Raw genomic sequence first — 15975 nt, 5'->3', positions numbered from 1 at the left:
GACTGATGTGTGGAATCGGGGGTGTTTTCAATGCCGACCGTCAGCAGACGGTGGATCGCCAGCTGCTGGTCAACATGGCGGCGATTCAGGCCCATCGCGGGCCCGATGGCTTCGGTGTTGAGGTGCTCGATCAGGCCGGCGTCGGCTTCTGCCATGCCCGCCTTTCGATCATTGACCTGAATGAGTCACGGGCCCGGCAGCCCTTCCTCACCGATGACGGTGAGGTGCTGATGGCCCACAACGGTGAGTTCTACGACTTCCAGCGGATCAGGGCTGATCTCACCGCCCAGGGGGTGCGCTTCAGCAGCAAGAGCGATTCCGAGATCCTGCTGCGGCTGTACCAACGCCAGGGTTTGGAGGCGACCCTGCCTCTGTTGCGCGGTGAGTTCGCCTTTGCCTTGTTTGATCGGTCCGAAGACTGCCTTTACCTGGTGCGGGACCGCTTCGGCATCAAACCGCAGTACTGGGCGATGACGCCTGAGGGTCTGGTGTTCGGTTCCGAATTGAAGGTGCTGTTCGCCCATCCGGCGGTGGAGAGACGTTTTACCTCGGAGGGTCTGTTCCACCAGTTGATGCAGACCATGGTTCCCGGGAGCACTGCCTTCGCCGGGGTGCATCAGGTGAAGCCCGGCCATGTGCTGAAGGTGCAACGGGTGAATGGGCATCTGGAGGTGTCGGAGTCGACCTACTGGGACGTCGACTTTCCGCGCAAGGACGAGCGGGACCCCAAGCGAACCGAAGCCGACCACATCACTGCCGTTCGTGCGGCATTGCTGGAGGCCGTTGAACTACGCATGGTGGCCGACGTCCCGGTGGGTTGTTACCTCTCCGGCGGCATCGACAGCTGTTCGATCCTCGGCTTGGCCTCAGCCGTGAGCCAGGCACCGGTGAAGGCGTTCACGATCGGATTTGACGACGCCCGTTACGACGAGTCGCCGATTGCCCGCGAGATGGCCGAAGCCACCGGCGCTGAACAGGATCTGATGCGGCTCTCGGGCCAGGAGCTCTATGGCCACATGGAGCGAACCATCTGGCATGCGGAGAGAACGATCTACAACACCCTGGCGGTGGCGAAGTTCTTGATGAGCCGCCATGTCAATGATGTGGATTACAAGGTGGTGATGACTGGCGAAGGCTCAGATGAGCTGTTCGGCGGCTATCCCGCTTTTCGCCGCGACATGTTCCTCCATGGTCTGGATGACTTGCCGCAGGAGGAGCGCGCCAGCTGGGAAAGCCTGCTGCAGCAGTCCAATGCTCTGGTGAAGGGGGCGATGCTGGCTGAAAACCAGGTGGATGATCCCGATCTGGAAGCGGTGGTCGGCTTCACCCCCAGTTGCCTGCAGCCGTGGCTGGCCTGCGCGCCCTTGGTGCCGGAGCTTCTGGCGCAGTCCCACGCCACAGCCCTGGAGGGTTACTCGCCGGGCAAGGCGATAGCCGCGCAACTGGATGCGGATCAACTGGACGGGCGCCATGCCCTGGATAAGGCCCAGTACGTCTGGATCAAGACCATGCTGGAGGGCCAGATCCTCACCTGGGGTGGCGATCGGGTCGACATGGCCAATTCCATGGAGGCACGACCCGCCTTCTTGGATCACCATCTGGCTGCGGTGGCGGTGCAGGTGCCGCCCGAATTGCGGATCAAGGGGAAAACCGAGAAATACGTGCTGAGGGAAGCCATGGCAGGCCTGTTGCCGGAGGTGCTGTACCGGCGTGAGAAGTTCGCCTTCATGGCCCCGCCAGCCCACACCGAGCCTGAGAAGTGGGAGCAAATGAAGCAGCTCGCCGACGACTACCTCAGTGATGAGGCGATCGATGCCGCTGGTTTGTTGAGCAAAGCCGGTGTGCGCGCCTTGTTTGCCCGTCACGAGGACCCGGCCACCACCGACGCGGAGCGTGTGCAGATGGATGCGGTGATCAATCACCTGCTGGGTGTGCAGATGCTGCACCGCATGTTTGTGGCAGAAGACGTGCCAGCCCTGGCCCGCCGGGAGGCGGACCGTCTGGGCTGGCGGGTGCTGATGCCCGTTTGAATTCTTTGGTCAGGATTAAATCGTTGCGCTAGCTACAGGCTGATCAGCCAGTTCGGGAGAAGGTATTGGTGCGTTTGAACTGAAGGTCACGGCATTGCCAGCGCTCATCTCGGCTTCTCCGACCACCCCTGCAACCGGGATCGAGCCAAGCAAAGTTGTCGCACGTCCGAACCGTGATCGTTTGGTCGCAACGATTGAGCAGCTGGCCAGCATTGGCGCCAAGCCTGACGGCAGCGTCTGTCGGCGTGGGTTTTCGCCGGAGGATGTGCAGGGCCGTGAGTTGCTGGCCCACTGGATGAAGCAGCTCGGCATGCAGGTGCGTGTTGATGCCGCTGGCAATTTGATCGGACGCCTGGAGGGCCTCGATCCCCATCGCCCTGCCTTGGTGACCGGGTCGCACCTCGACACGGTTCCCACTGGTGGACGTTTTGATGGGGCCCTGGGGGTGTTGGCCGGTCTGGAAGCCTGCCGCGCTCTTCAAGACCAGGGCCTGCGCCTGCGGCACTGCATCGAATTGATTGCTTTTGCCGACGAGGAGTCGACCATGGTGGGCTGCAAGGGCTTGGCAGGCACGGCCTCCGATGACCCTGAGAGTTATGCCACCAGCAATGGTCAGCCGATTCAGGACAACCTGGCGCGCATCGGCGGCCATTGGCGCTCCCTGGCCTCAGCTCGACGCTCCGATGAGGCCTATGCCGCTTTCCTGGAGTTGCATGTTGAGCAGGGCGGTGTTCTGGAGCAACGCGGCGATGCCATCGGTGTTGTGGAGGGTGTGGTTGGTCAGCGTCGGTTCAGCATCAGTGTGAAGGGCCAGGCCAATCACGCCGGCACCACACCGATGGGGCTGCGACAGGACGCCCTCGTGGCGGCCTCGCGCCTTGTTCTTGCCGTTGAGGCAATGGCCTCCCGTCATCCCGGAGATCCAGTGGCGACGGTGGGTCGACTAGAGGTTTGGCCCAATGCCGCCAATGTTGTCCCTGGCGCCGTCGCCCTGACCGTTGACCTCAGGGATGTGGATCCCACCGTTCTCGATCAGTTGGTTGAGGAGTTGATGCAGCAGGTGGAACGCATCGGTGTTGAAACCGGCTGCCCGATTGCGGTTGACCCCCAGTTCAGCGTTGATCCCACCCCTGCTGACGCTGTGGTGATGGCCACGATCGCTGAGGCTGCAGCCGATCTCGGCTTGTCCCACAGCCATCTCCCCAGCCGTGCCAGCCACGATGCCCAGGAGGTTGGCCGCCGTTGGCCGATGGGCATGATTTTTGTGCCCAGCCGGGGCGGCCTGAGTCATTCCGCTGCAGAGTTCACCAGTGACGAGCAGTGCTGGGCGGGCACCGCGGTGCTGCTGGAAACCTTGCTGCGGCTCGACCGTCAGCTGCCGTGACTTTTTCGATCCTGGCCCGTGATCCCAGCAACGGTCGCTTTGGTGTGGCTGTGGCCACCTGTCATCTGGCCGTTGGATCCACCGTGCCTCACATCCGCGCCGGGGTTGGTGCTGTCGCCACCCAGGCCCACACAAATCCGTATCTGGGGATTTGTGGTCTTGAGCGCCTGGAGCAGAGTTCGGATGCCGAGAGCGTTCTGGCCAGCCTTCTTGCGGATGATCAACACCGTGACCGTCGTCAGTTTCACCTGATCGATCTGGACGGTCGTACGTCTAGTTGGACGGGGCAGGATTGCGGCCCTTGGGCAGGGCATCGCCATCAGCGTGATCTGTCTGTTGCCGGCAATTGCTTGGTGGATGAGGGCGTGTTGGTAGCCATGGAGCAGGCCTTTCTCACCAGCGACCCCAGCTTGAAACTGGGCCGCCGTCTGATGATGGCTCTCCAGGCCGGGGAAGCGGCTGGTGGTGACCAGCGTTCTCCCTTCTGCACGTCAGCGGCGGTGCAGGTGAGCGGTGAAGCGGCTTTTCCGCTGTTGGATCTGCGCGTTGATTTCCACGAGCGCGCCGTGGAGCAGTTGATGGAGGTGTATGAGCGCAGTCAGGCCCTCTGGGCCCAGGAGTGGCGGGATGAACTTTCGGAATTGCCGATGCTCAACCGCTTGGTGGCTTGAGCCTGCTGCGTCGTTCACGCCATTAAAGAAGCCTTGCAACACAGCCGTGTGCAGGCCTTCTTTAGGGATTCAATTCAGGCGTGTTCAGCTAGGAACGGATGCTTCCCACTCCACGTTCAGGCCGGCCTGACGTGCGTCGGTGATCAGGTCATCAATGCAATCCATGCCAAAGGCGGCTTGTCCAGACAGCAAGGCATCCCATTCCTGAGACGGAAAGTGGGTCTGCAGCCAGAACACGCCATGCACGCTGGAGGGACTCACTTGCACGAGGCCTTGGTCGAGGCGAGAGGCGATGAGATCCAACGTCTTAGCTGAAGCTGGATCTATTACGCCTCAATCCTCGGAAGTGGAATGTTCGAGTTGCTACGGATTGAGAAGTTGGCCTAGCGCGTGTAGCCCACGCCGCGGTAAACGAGCTGCACCGGAGTGCGGTGGTTGTTGATCTGGCGGGCTTGGTACACGTTGCGGCGGTAAACCAGCTGCACCCCGGGCTTGCCCTGAGTGGCGTTGTTTTGCTGGTACTGATGCCCGCGATAGAGAAGGGTGGTCATTGGATGGTCCTCGAAGCAAGCTCAGGTCCCCGTTCCATGGCCTGAGGCGAACTGCGCTTCGCGCGATGCGAAGTGAACGATCGGTAGCTGTTGCTACAGAAATATTGAAGCTCTTGCAAATGCCGAAGTGGTGTTCAGGTTGATACCTCTTCAGAAAAGTTTTTGGTTTTGTTTATTTTTGTGCGTAGGAATTAGTGGGTCTGGCTGATCTCAATCAGTTGATCGAGCACAGCATTGAAGAAGTTTCGGCCTTGTTCCTGGAGCGTGGTGCCCAGCCTGCGCCAGTCCTTCGTCAGGCGATCGGGCCCTTCATCTCCAAGGGCGTTCACCACGTAGTCGTGGTCGTTGGCGATCCAGCTTTCCAGCGCATCGCCGTCGATCTCGAGGTGGCATTGCAGGCCAATGGCGTGGGCTCCGAGTCGAAACACCTGTTCGGCGCAGTGCAGTGAAGAACCCAGCAGGGTTGCATCAGCCGGGAGGTGGATGCGATCACCATGCCAATGCAGCACCAGAGTGCTGCTGGGTTGCCCTTTGAGCAGGGCCTCATCACTGGGATTCGCGACCCAGTGGATCGCGCCGAGCCCCAGTTCCTTCAGTTGCTGCGGTGGTGCTCCCACCTGCAGCGGTTGAACGCTGCCCCCTGCAGCCACAGCCAAGAGCTGCGCCCCGAGGCAGATGCCCAGCACCGGTTGGCGTTGCTGGTGCCAGGCCCTCAACCAGTCCAGTTCCTGCTGCAACCAGTCCATACCTGGTTGGTCGTGATCGTTCACGCTCATCGGGCCACCGAGCACAAGGGCGATGCTGTTGGCACACGCCCTGGGGTCCGGCAGTGGGTCGCCCCGGTCGGGCCTCAGGATCTCGAGTGTCAGGCCCCGCTGCCGCGCCAGCTCTCCCACCAGTGCGGCGTCTTCGTGGTCCACGTGTTGGACCACCAGCAGCGTGGGGCTCAAAGCAGCAGGTAGCGCTGGGCGAGGGGCAGCACCTCGGCGGGCTCACAGGTGAGCAGCTCACCGTCGGCGAACACCTCATAGGTCTGTGGGTCCACGCTCATCTTGGGCAGCGCTGAATTCAGCTTGAGGGCGCTCTTGCCCACGCTGCGGGTGTCCTTCACCGCCATGCAGGTGCGCTCCAGCCCCAGCTGGCGTTGGATGTCGGCATCCATCGCCGCTTCGCTCACGAAGGTGAGACAACTGGGCGCGAGGGCTTTGCCGAAGGCGCCGAACATCGGCCGGCCGTGCACCGGGCCTGGGGTGGGAATCGAGGCGTTGGCATCGCCCATCTGGGCCCAGACGATCGAACCGCCCTTCACCACCAGTTCCGGGCGAATGCCGAAGAAGCCAGGCTTCCAAAGCACCAGATCGGCGAGCTTGCCGGTTTCGATCGACCCCACCTCGGTGCTGATGCCGTGGGCCAACGCCGGGTTGATCGTCACCTTGGCGATGTAACGCTTGAGGCGGTGGTTGTCGTTGCGAGCGGAGTCTTCCGGCAGGGCTCCGCGCTGCACCTTCATCTTGTGGGCGGTTTGGAAGGTGCGGGTGATCACCTCGCCCACGCGGCCCATGGCCTGCGAGTCGCTGGCGATGATTGAGAAGGCGCCGAGGTCGTGAAGGATGTCTTCGGCGGCGATCGTTTCGCGCCGGATCCTCGATTCGGCGAAGGCCACATCCTCGGGGATCTTCGGATCGAGGTGGTGGCACACCATCAGCATGTCGAGGTGCTCCTCGAGCGTGTTGCGGGTGTAGGGCCGGGTGGGGTTGGTGCTGCTGGGCAGCACGTTGACCTCGCCGCAGATCTTGATGATGTCCGGGGCATGACCGCCGCCGGCGCCTTCGGTGTGGAAGGTGTGGATGGTGCGTCCCTTGATGGCGGCGATCGTGTCTTCCACGAAGCCGGCTTCGTTCAAGGTGTCGGTGTGGATGCACACCTGCACATCCATCCGATCGGCCACAGACAGGCAGGCATCGATGGTGGCGGGCGTGGTGCCCCAGTCTTCGTGCAGCTTCAGGCCGCAGGCACCGGCGCGCACCTGTTCTTCCAGCGCTTCCGGGGTGCTGGCGTTGCCTTTGCCGAAGAAGCCCAGGTTCACCGGCAAACCTTCGGCGGCCTGGAGCATCCGTCCGATGTGGAAGGCGCCGGGGGTGCAGGTGGTGGCATTGGTGCCTGTTGCCGGTCCGGTGCCGCCGCCCATCAGGGTGGTAACGCCGCTGGCCAGGGCCGTTTCGATCTGCTGGGGGCAGATGAAGTGGATGTGGGTGTCGATGCCACCGGCCGTGAGGATGTGGCCCTCCCCAGCGATGGCTTCGGTGCCTGGGCCCACCACGATCGTCACCCCTTCCTGGGTGTCGGGGTTGCCGGCTTTGCCGATGCCAACGATGCGGCCGTCCTTGAGGCCGACATCGGCTTTGACGATGCCCCACCAGTCGAGGATCAGGGCATTGGTGATCACCGTGTCGACGGCGCCCTCGGCTCGAGGGGTCTGGGATTGGCCCATGCCGTCGCGGATCACCTTGCCGCCGCCGAACTTCACCTCATCGCCGTAGACGGTGTAATCCTTTTCGACTTCCAGAATCAGATCGGTGTCGGCCAGGCGAACCCTGTCGCCGGTGGTGGGTCCGTAGGTCTCGGCGTAGGCCTGGCGGGAGATGCGGTAGGGCATGGGTCAGGCGTCGAGAGGTCCGTTGATCTGGCCGTTGAAGCCGATGACGCGTCGCGCACCGGCGAAGGGAATCAGGTTCACGTCGCGGCTGTCGCCGGGTTCAAAGCGGATGGCGGTGCCGGCGGGGATGTCGAGCCGTTGACCGCGTGCTGCGGTCCGGTCGAACTGCAGGGCGGCGTTGGCTTCGGCGAAATGGAAATGGGAGCCCACCTGCACCGGCCGGTCACCGCTGTTGGAGACGCTCAGTGTGGTGACGGGCCGGCCTGCATTCAGCTCCAGTTCACCCGGTTCGGGGAGCAGTTCGCCTGGGATGAGAGGTGCCATGGGTTCTGCCTCAGCGAATCGGGTCGTGCAGGGTGACGAGCTTGGTGCCATCGGGAAAGACGGCCTCGATCTGCACCTCATGGACGAGCTCGGGCACGCCCTCCATCACCTGGTCCTGACGCAGCCAGGTGGTGCCTTCCTGCATCAGCTCCGCCACGCTCTTGCCGTCACGGGCGCCTTCCAGCACCAGAAAACTGAGCCAAGCCACCGCTTCGGGGTGGTTGAGCTTCAGGCCACGGTTCAAGCGCCGCTCAGCAAGCAGTGCCGCGGTCACGATCAGGAGCTTGTCCTTTTCCTGGGGACTGAGATGCATGGCGAAGCTCGGTCTTCTTCAGTGTGTCTCCGCTGCAGCCTCGAAAGCGTTCACAATGGACGTTTGTCGGCGCAGAGGCTGTTCCTGCAGGGGCCAGACCCTAGGAATGCGAGGCCGTGTCAGCCCCCGGATCGTTCGCGTTCGCTCCCAGATCCGGCTGAACCAGAAGCGGGCATCACGGCTGGACTCGCCGGAATAGCGGGCGATCAGGCCCTGATTCAGAGCGCCGCAGCGCATTGTGCCCGTCAGGCCTTCGCGGTCGGCCCGCGCTCCCTCCAGCAGTGATGCTGTTGTTTCGGCACCCATGGCCATCGGTGCGGCCCAAACCAGTGTTCCGAACACCGGCGCGCCTCCCAACCCATGCGGGCTGTCCAGACTGGCGCCGCCGAGCTCCACCCGATCCGCCAGCTCCCAGGTTGAGCGGTTGCCTGCGAGGCGCTGAATGGTGAGGCTCGAGCGCCACCGTCCCTGCTGCAGGGTTTCGCCGGCGGCGGTTCGGCCCAAGCGCACGATCTCTGCGCTGAGAAAGGAGGCGTCCTGGGGCAGGGTCACCGTCAGCTGCTGCTCGAACAGGGCATCGGCGTACAGCACCAGTTCCTGTGGCAGCCATTCGAAGTCACTGCCGCTGGCCAGTGAGCAGCGCACCTGTTGATGGGCAAAGCAGCCCTCGGGTTGCAGGCGGCTGCGGCCGATCGATCCGTAAACCTTCTGCGCCGCCACGCTGGTGATCAGCCCGCGGCTGTTGGCCTCAAGCTTGAAGTTCAGGCTGAGTTGATCGCCGCCCACTAGGCCTCCGGCGGTGTGCAGCACCGGCAGCTCGCAGCGTCCGTCTTCACCGCGTTCACTGCGAAGCAGCTTGAACGGAGCCTTGCAGCCCCCCTGGTGTTTGGTGCTGCCGTTGGTGGCACGAAACTGCAGGTCGCAGCGGCCGTGCCAGGGATCGAGACGTTGCATGGCCTCACGCTCCGCCGCCACCGGCTTCAACTCTGTAGCAATGCACACCAAAGCGCTGCTGATTGATCGGCACGCTTTTGTTGTGGAACTGGAGAGGAGCTGCTGGTGACGGATGCGGTGGTCGTGTTGGAGCAGCGCCTTCAGAAAAGCAGTGCCACGGCCACTCTGCAGTTGCCGTTAACGGCCGAAGAGCGCACGGTGCTACGGGGCCGTCGCACCACCTCCTGCGGTCGTCCGGTGCTTCTGCAGTTGCCCCGTGAGGGTTCTCTCCAGCCCGGTGACTTGTTGGGGGATCAGTCCGGTTCGACCGTTGTGGAGGTGACGGCAGCGCCGGAGGCGTTGCTGCGGGTGCAGGGATCGCATCCCCTGGAGCTGTTGCAGGCGGCTTATCACCTGGGCAATCGCCATGTCGCCCTGGAGCTGCATGAGCAGGAGCTGTTGCTGCCGGAGGATTCCGTTCTCGCCACGATGCTGGAAGGGCGGGGATTGACGGTGAGCCGCTGTCAGCAGCCGTTTGCCCCCGAAGGCGGTGCCTATAGAGGCCATCAGCACGGATGACGTCCCTTGCGTTGCTGCAACTGGTCAGCCCTGCCCTGCCCGTGGGTGCCTTCAGCTATTCAGAGGGGCTGGAGGTGTTGATTCAGGCGGGCTCCATCGCCGATGAGCAGGCCATCCAGGCTTGGTTGGAGGCTGAACTGCAACGGGGCGCGGTGCGGCTGGAAGCCGCGGCATTAAGGCCTCTGGCGGAGGCTTTGGTGGGGTGGTCCACCCAGGCCGATGCGGCGGCCAAGGGGCGCCTGATCGATCTTGATGGTTGGCTGTTGGCCACCCGCGAGGCCGCGGAGTTGCGAGCGCAGCAGCGTCAGATGGGGATGTCGCTGCTGCAGTTGATGTCGGATATGGGGCACGACCTGCCTGAACCTGTGGCCCTGAGCTGGCCAGCGGCTTGGGCCTGGGCCGCTGTGCGCCTGTCGGTTTCAGGGGGAGACATGGTGGAGGGGTACCTCTACGGCTGGGTTGCCAATCAGCTCAGTGCCTCGGTGCGACTGCTGCCGTTGGGTCCCTCCCGAGCGCAGGTGCTGCAACAGCGGCTGCTGCCGCTGATTGCCTCCCAAGCGAAGCTGCTCAAGGCGGCCGATCCTCAGCAGCTCTGGAGCAGCGGTGTGGGTGCGGGCATGGCGCAGCTTGCCCATGCTGAGCTGTATTCACGCCTGTTTCGAAGCTGATGAGCAGCAAACTGCGCCTGGGGGTGGCGGGCCCTGTGGGATCCGGCAAGACCGCACTGGTGGAGGCCCTCTGTCGCCGCTTGCGCGACGAGCTCCAGCTCGCGGTGGTCACCAACGACATCTACACCCAGGAGGATGCCCAGTTCCTCACCCGTGCGGGTGCCCTGGATCCAGACCGGATCCGTGGCGTGGAGACCGGTGGTTGCCCTCATACGGCGATCCGTGAAGACTGCTCGATCAACCGAGCTGCCGTGGCGGAGCTGGAGGCGCAGTTTCCGAATCTCGATCTTGTTCTGGTTGAGAGCGGCGGCGACAACCTGGCGGCGAGCTTCAGTCCGGAACTGGTGGATCTCTGCATCTACGTGATTGATGTGGCGGCCGGAGACAAAATCCCCCGTAAAGGAGGGCCTGGCATCACCCGCTCTGACCTACTGGTGATCAACAAGATTGATCTGGCTCCCCAGGTTGGTGCCGATCTTTCAGTGATGGAACAGGACACCCGCCGGATGCGGGGAGACCGGCCTTGGTGTTTCACCAATCTCCACAGCGGCGAAGGCCTGGAGCAGGTGGTGGGGTTCCTGTTGCAACAGCTACCGAATCGTTGATCCGCTGCTGCCGGGCTCGTCATTTAGTTCTTCTTGATACCAAAGCCAGGACGCGCTGATCCGTACCTTCCATCAGCTGCCGTCAGGCACATTCCTGTTTTGGAACACCATGAGCTCTTCTCTCTCTAAGCGTCTGTTCGCCGGCATGGCCGCGGCATCGCTGGGCCTTGCCGTGACCGCATGCGGTGGCGGTGACAAGGCTGCCAACGTTGACTACGACGACAGCGTCACCGTCGGCATCCTGCACTCGCTGACCGGCACCATGGCCATCTCCGAGTCCACCCTGGTGGACACCGAGAAAATGGCGATCGATGAGATCAACGCCGCCGGTGGCGTTGAAGTTGATGGCAAGAAGTACAAGATCGAGTACATCGTCGAGGACGGTGCCTCCGATTGGCCCACCTTCGCTGAGAAGTCCAAGAAGCTGATCGACCAGGACCAGGTGCCCGTGGTCTTCGGTGGCTGGACCTCCGCCAGCCGCAAGGCGATGCTGCCTGTGTACGAGTCGAAGAACGCTTTCCTCTACTACCCGATTCAGTACGAGGGTCAGGAGTGTTCCAACAACATCTTCTACACCGGTGCCACTCCGAACCAGCAGTCGGAGCCTGCCACCAAGTTCATGTATGAGAAGTCGCCTGCCGCTGGCAAGCCCTTCTTCCTCGTGGGTTCGGACTATGTCTTCCCCCGCACCTCCAACACCATCACCAAGGAACAGCTCAAGTCCCTGGGTGGCGAAGTGGTCGGTGAGGACTACCTGCCCCTGGGTAACACCGAGGTTGCTCCGATTATCGCCAAGATCAAGAAGGCCCTGCCTGACGGCGGTGTGATCATCAACACCCTGAATGGTGACCAGAACGTCGCCTTCTTCAAGCAGATCCAGGACGCCGGCATCACCCCCGATAACGGCTACTACGTGATGAGCTACTCCATCGCGGAAGAGGAGATCAGCACCATCGGTTCTGAGTTCCTTGAGGGCCACTACGGCGCTTGGAACTACATGATGTCGATCGACACCCCGGCATCCAAGAAGTTCGCTGCTGACTTCAAGGCCAAGTACGGCGCCGACCGCCAGGTCGCTGACCCTCAGGAGTCGGCCTACAACATGGTCTACCTGTGGAAGAAGGCTGTCGAGAAGGCCAACAGCTTCGACGACGACAAGGTGCGTGAGGCCCTGGTCGGCATCGAATTTGACGCTCCTCAGGGACCTGTGAAGGTGATGCCCAACCACCACCTCTCCCAGACCGTGCGCATTGGCCAGATCACTGCTGACGGCCAGTTCGAGATCCTCGAATCCACCGATGGCCCCGTGGCTCCTCAGGCCTGGAACCAGTTCGAGCCCAGCTCCAAGGGCTTCGCTTGCGACTGGACCGACGCCGCCAAGGGTGAGAAGTACGAGCTCTGATCTTCTGATCACAGCCTGATTGCTCTTCAGGGAGGAGCCCGGTGACGGGCTCCTCCTTTCGTCGTTTCATTGAACGCTTCGTTTCACACGTCCGTGCAACTGCTTCTCGAAAGCCTGTTCAACGGTGTTGCCATCGGCTCGGTGCTGCTGATGGCCGCCCTCGGACTGGCCATTGTCTTCGGCCTCATGGGCGTGATCAACCTCGCCCATGGTGAGCTGATCATGCTTGGGGCCTACACCACCTACGTGGTGCAGCTGATCTTCAAGCTGCCTGCGCTGCAGCCGGTTTACAACGCCTACGTGCTGGTGGCGCTTCCCCTGGCTTTCATCGTCAGCGGTGTGGTCGGCATCCTGCTGGAACGTACCGTGATTCGCCGGCTCTACGGCAACCCGCTGGAGACCCTGCTCGCGACCTGGGGCGTCAGCTTGATTCTTCAGCAGTTCGTGCGGAGTGTTGCCCTGGCCCACGCCGCCGGCCTGATCCTTGCGCTGGTGCTGGGCTTTGGCCTGCCGCTGCTGCTTCCCCCCTCGCTTCTTTCGGGGCCTCGGGCTCGTTTGGTGCGTGCGGGGAGTTGGGCTGTTTCAGCCCTGGGCGGTGTGCTGCTGGCCGGTGGCCTGGCCTCACAAATCAGCCGTATCGCCAGGGCCACCTCCCGCAATGTGGATGTGACGGCACCCAAATGGATGCGCGGCGGGATCGAATTAATGGACATCACCTTTCCCGTGCCGCGCCTGGTGATCATCGTGATCACCATCGTTGCGGTGGTTGGGGTGACGTTGTTCCTCAACAAAAGCGTGTGGGGAATGCGCATTCGTGCTGTGACTCAGAACCGTTCGATGAGTGATTGCCTTGGCATCCCCACCGACACCGTTGATGTGCTCACCTTTGGCATCGGCTCCGGTTTGGCCGGTGTGGCGGGGGTTGCTGTTTCCCTGCTGGGTTCGGTAGGCCCCAACGTGGGCGGCTCCTACATCGTGGGCTGCTTCATGGTGGTGGTGCTCGGTGGCGTCGGAAACCTCTTGGGCACCGTGCTCGCGTCCTTTGCCATTGGCCTGCTCACCGACCTGATCGGTGCTGGACGTCTGCTAACGATTTGGCCTGACATGCCAGCTCCCCTGGCCGGCGCGGTGAATTTCTTCGCCACCACGAGCATGGCCCAGGTGATGGTGTTCGCTCTGATTGTGGTGTTCCTTCAATTCCGTCCCGCGGGTCTGTTCCCGCAAAAAGGACGCATGGTGGAGGCCTGATCTGATGTTCCAAGCCTTTCAACAACGCCGTTGGCCTTTGATCATCCTTTGGGTGGTGATCGTTGCGGCCATCGTTGCCGCGCCCGCTGTTTTGCCGGTGTTTCGGCTGAATCTGTTGGGTCGCTTCCTTTCATTGGCGATCGTTGCTCTGGGTATCGATTTGATCTGGGGCTTCACCGGGTTGCTCAGCCTTGGTCAGGGCATCTTTTTTGCCCTCGGCGGTTACGCCGTGGCGATGTACCTGCAGCTCAACAGCTCGGGTGATCTGCCCAATGGCATTCCCGAGTTCTTCAGCCTTTATGGCGTGGATCGGTTGCCCGCCTTCTGGGAGCCGTTCCATTCCCCGCTGTTCACCTTGGTGGCGATCTGGCTGGTTCCAGCCGTGCTGGCTGCCGTGCTCGGCAACCTGGTGTTCCGTAACCGGATCAAGGGGGTCTATTTCTCGATCCTCACCCAGGCGGCCCTGCTTGTTTTCTTCAATTTCTTCAACGGCCAGCAGAAGCTGATCAACGGCACCAACGGTCTTAAAACCGATGTGACCCAGCTGTTCGGCCAGATGGTGGGTTCCCCGGAGATGCAGCGGGGATTCTTCTGGTTGACCTCTGTGGTGGTGATCCTGGCCTGGCTGTTTCTGCGCTGGGTGGTGCGGGGCCGGTTTGGAGACGTGTTGATCGCCATTCGCGATGACGAACCCCGGCTGCGCTTTGCCGGTTACAACCCAACCCTGTTCAAGACGATCGTCTTCGCCATCGCTGGTGGTTTGGCAGGCATCGGTGGTGCGCTTTACACCGTTCAGTCCGGCATCGTTTCGCCGCAGTACATGACCGTTCCCTTCTCGATTGAGATGGTGATCTGGGTTGCTGTGGGCGGTCGAGGCACGCTCGTGGGAGCGATCCTTGGCGCTGTGGCTATCAACTACGCCAAGAGTTTGGTGAGCGAAGCTCTCCCCCAAAGTTGGCTGTTCATCCAAGGGGGCCTGTTCATCCTCGTGGTGACGGCCTTGCCGGAGGGCGTCATTGGCTGGTTCCGAGGCGATGGCCCTCGCAACTGGCTCAACCGATTCGGCATTGCCCGTCGGAGTGAGACCTATCCACGTCTCGAACTTGAAGGTCAGGAAGAGGTTCAGTCATGAGCACGGCTTTATTGGAGTTACGCCAAATCACCGTCAGTTTTGATGGCTTTTTGGCGCTGCGCGATCTCAACCTCAGCCTTCAGCCTGGGGAGCTGCGCGCCGTGATCGGCCCGAATGGCGCCGGCAAGACCACGTTCCTGGATGTGATCACTGGCAAGACCGCTCCCACGGAAGGGGATGTGGTCTTCAAAGGACGCTCCTTAGTGGGAACGCACGAGCACCGCATCGCGCGCTTTGGCATCGGCCGCAAGTTTCAGAGCCCTCGTGTTTTCGAGAAGCTCAGCGTTCAGGAGAACTTGGCTTTAGCGGTCAGCCAGCCGAAGCAGCCCTGGTCATTGCTGGTGGGGGGCCTGAATGGGGAGCAGCGCGATCGTGTTCATCACTTGATGAGCATCGTCAATCTGCAGAACCGTGCCGATTGGGCAGCTGGGTCGTTGTCCCACGGTCAGAAACAGTGGCTTGAGATCGCCATGCTTGTGGGTCAGGATCCCGACCTGTTGCTGGTGGACGAGCCGGTGGCTGGGCTCACGGATGAGGAGACCGATCTGACGGCGGATCTGCTCAAGTCGTTGGCCGGGGATCACACCGTGCTGGTGATTGAGCACGACATGGAATTCATTCGACGGCTTGAAAGTCCGGTGACGGTGCTGCACCAGGGCCATGTCCTCTGTGAGGGCACGATGGATCAGGTGCAGGCCGATCCCCGGGTGATTGAGGTTTATCTCGGCACCACTGAGGAGGAGAACCAATGACGAACCTGCTGGAGATCCAAGGCCTCAACACCTTTTACGGTGAAAGTCACATTCTTCGGGATGTTGATCTCAGCGTGAAATCGGGGGAGATGGTTTGTCTGATCGGCCGCAATGGTGTGGGTAAAACCACCCTGTTGAAATCGCTGATCGGTCTGTTGCGACCCCGCTCCGGAACCATGGCATTCGACGGTGCTCAATTGGATCGTCAGGCACCGCATCAGCGGGCTCGGGCCGGGATTGGTTATGTGCCGCAAGGTCGCGAGATCATCCCCCAGCTCACGGTGGAAGAAAACTTGCTTTTGGGGATGGAGGCGTTGCCGGGTGGATTGGCCCGGCATCGCCACATTGATCCATTCGTGTATGAGCTATTTCCGATCCTTCAGGAGTTTCTACCGCGTAAGGGCGGCGATTTGAGTGGGGGTCAGCAACAACAATTGGCCATCGCCCGTGCGTTGCTTGGCAAGCCAAAGTTGCTGCTGTTGGATGAGCCCACGGAGGGCATTCAGCCCAACATTGTTCAGGATATTGAAGCTGCTGTTCGGCGGATCATCGCCGACACCGGGATCGGAGTGTTGCTGGTGGAGCAACATCTCCACTTCGTTCGCCAGGCTGATCGCTATTACGCGATGCAACGGGGCGGCATTGTTGCTAGTGGCTCAACCAGTGAACTCAGTGAGACGGTTGTTGATCAGTTCCTGAGCGTTTAGAGCTTCGCTTCTGATGGCTT

At 61.8% G+C, this 15975-nt stretch carries 18 protein-coding genes; 11 read left to right on the top strand and 7 right to left on the bottom strand.

From position 1 onward, the window contains the following. Positions 1–5 precede the first annotated feature (5 nt). The 3 genes from asnB to DXY02_RS07495 all read left to right on the top strand — a co-directional run bounded on the left by asnB (position 6) and on the right by DXY02_RS07495 (position 4085). Positions 6–2030, top strand: coding sequence for an asparagine synthase (glutamine-hydrolyzing) (asnB, locus tag DXY02_RS07505; protein WP_114988757.1), 2025 nt, complete (start codon positions 6–8; stop codon positions 2028–2030). Between the two features lie 181 nt (positions 2031–2211). Then, positions 2212–3414: a Zn-dependent hydrolase gene (locus DXY02_RS07500; RefSeq protein WP_244276197.1), complete on the top strand. Its 1203-nt coding sequence runs from the start codon at positions 2212–2214 to the stop codon at positions 3412–3414. Further along, on the top strand, positions 3411–4085 hold the full coding sequence (locus DXY02_RS07495) for a DUF1028 domain-containing protein (RefSeq protein WP_114988755.1): 675 nt from the start codon (positions 3411–3413) through the stop codon (positions 4083–4085). The genes DXY02_RS07500 and DXY02_RS07495 overlap by 4 nt, the downstream gene beginning before the upstream one ends. Positions 4086–4169: 84 nt before the next feature. Here DXY02_RS07495 and DXY02_RS07490 read toward each other — a convergent pair whose 3' ends face one another. The 7 genes from DXY02_RS07490 to DXY02_RS07460 form a co-directional block, all read right to left on the bottom strand. Continuing rightward, positions 4170–4388 carry a hypothetical protein gene (locus DXY02_RS07490; RefSeq protein ID WP_114988754.1) on the bottom strand — a complete coding sequence of 73 codons (219 nt, stop codon included), beginning with the start codon at positions 4386–4388 and terminating at the stop codon, positions 4170–4172. Between the two features lie 80 nt (positions 4389–4468). Further along, on the bottom strand, positions 4469–4636 hold the full coding sequence (locus tag DXY02_RS07485; protein WP_114988753.1) for a DUF4278 domain-containing protein: 168 nt from the start codon (positions 4634–4636) through the stop codon (positions 4469–4471). A gap of 191 nt (positions 4637–4827) precedes the next feature. Then, the gene (locus DXY02_RS07480; RefSeq protein ID WP_114988752.1) at positions 4828–5586 is read right to left on the bottom strand and encodes a type 1 glutamine amidotransferase; all 759 of its coding nucleotides are present in this window, start codon (positions 5584–5586) and stop codon (positions 4828–4830) included. Next, positions 5583–7292, bottom strand: a complete 1710-nt coding sequence (gene ureC, locus DXY02_RS07475) for an urease subunit alpha (protein WP_114988751.1) — start codon at positions 7290–7292, stop codon at positions 5583–5585. The genes DXY02_RS07480 and ureC overlap by 4 nt, the downstream gene beginning before the upstream one ends. 3 nt (positions 7293–7295) lie before the next feature. Next, positions 7296–7616, bottom strand: coding sequence for an urease subunit beta (locus tag DXY02_RS07470; protein WP_114988750.1), 321 nt, complete (start codon positions 7614–7616; stop codon positions 7296–7298). A gap of 10 nt (positions 7617–7626) precedes the next feature. Beyond that, complete coding sequence (locus DXY02_RS07465; RefSeq protein WP_006851427.1) at positions 7627–7929, bottom strand: urease subunit gamma; 303 nt, start codon at positions 7927–7929, stop codon at positions 7627–7629. Positions 7930–7947: 18 nt separating this feature from the next. Next, complete coding sequence (locus DXY02_RS07460; protein WP_114988885.1) at positions 7948–8883, bottom strand: urease accessory protein UreD; 936 nt, start codon at positions 8881–8883, stop codon at positions 7948–7950. Between the two features lie 105 nt (positions 8884–8988). On the opposite strand from DXY02_RS07460, the gene ureE reads away from it, so the two are divergent. The 8 genes from ureE to urtE all read left to right on the top strand — a co-directional run bounded on the left by ureE (position 8989) and on the right by urtE (position 15955). Continuing rightward, a complete protein-coding gene (gene ureE / locus DXY02_RS07455) occupies positions 8989–9441 on the top strand; it encodes an urease accessory protein UreE (RefSeq protein WP_114988749.1) in 453 nt (150 codons plus the stop codon). Then, positions 9438–10109, top strand: a complete 672-nt coding sequence (locus tag DXY02_RS07450) for an urease accessory protein UreF (protein WP_114988748.1) — start codon at positions 9438–9440, stop codon at positions 10107–10109. The genes ureE and DXY02_RS07450 overlap by 4 nt, the downstream gene beginning before the upstream one ends. Further along, the gene (gene ureG / locus DXY02_RS07445) at positions 10109–10714 is read left to right on the top strand and encodes an urease accessory protein UreG (RefSeq protein ID WP_114988747.1); all 606 of its coding nucleotides are present in this window, start codon (positions 10109–10111) and stop codon (positions 10712–10714) included. Before DXY02_RS07450 ends, ureG begins: the two co-directional genes overlap by 1 nt. A gap of 109 nt (positions 10715–10823) precedes the next feature. Further along, the gene (urtA, locus tag DXY02_RS07440) at positions 10824–12116 is read left to right on the top strand and encodes an urea ABC transporter substrate-binding protein (protein ID WP_114988746.1); all 1293 of its coding nucleotides are present in this window, start codon (positions 10824–10826) and stop codon (positions 12114–12116) included. A 93-nt stretch (positions 12117–12209) separates the two neighbouring features. Next, the gene (locus DXY02_RS07435) at positions 12210–13364 is read left to right on the top strand and encodes a branched-chain amino acid ABC transporter permease (RefSeq protein ID WP_114988745.1); all 1155 of its coding nucleotides are present in this window, start codon (positions 12210–12212) and stop codon (positions 13362–13364) included. Between the two features lie 4 nt (positions 13365–13368). Beyond that, positions 13369–14496, top strand: a complete 1128-nt coding sequence (gene urtC, locus DXY02_RS07430; protein ID WP_114988744.1) for an urea ABC transporter permease subunit UrtC — start codon at positions 13369–13371, stop codon at positions 14494–14496. Beyond that, positions 14493–15248, top strand: coding sequence for an urea ABC transporter ATP-binding protein UrtD (gene urtD / locus DXY02_RS07425; protein WP_114988743.1), 756 nt, complete (start codon positions 14493–14495; stop codon positions 15246–15248). The genes urtC and urtD overlap by 4 nt, the downstream gene beginning before the upstream one ends. Next, on the top strand, positions 15245–15955 hold the full coding sequence (urtE, locus tag DXY02_RS07420) for an urea ABC transporter ATP-binding subunit UrtE (protein WP_114988742.1): 711 nt from the start codon (positions 15245–15247) through the stop codon (positions 15953–15955). Before urtD ends, urtE begins: the two co-directional genes overlap by 4 nt. Positions 15956–15975 lie beyond the last annotated feature (20 nt).

This window comes from Synechococcus sp. N19, assembly GCF_900474045.1.
GTDB lineage: Bacteria > Cyanobacteriota > Cyanobacteriia > PCC-6307 > Cyanobiaceae > Parasynechococcus.
Note: the sequence above shows the minus strand (reverse complement) of the source record. Positions and strands in the feature narration are given on the sequence as shown.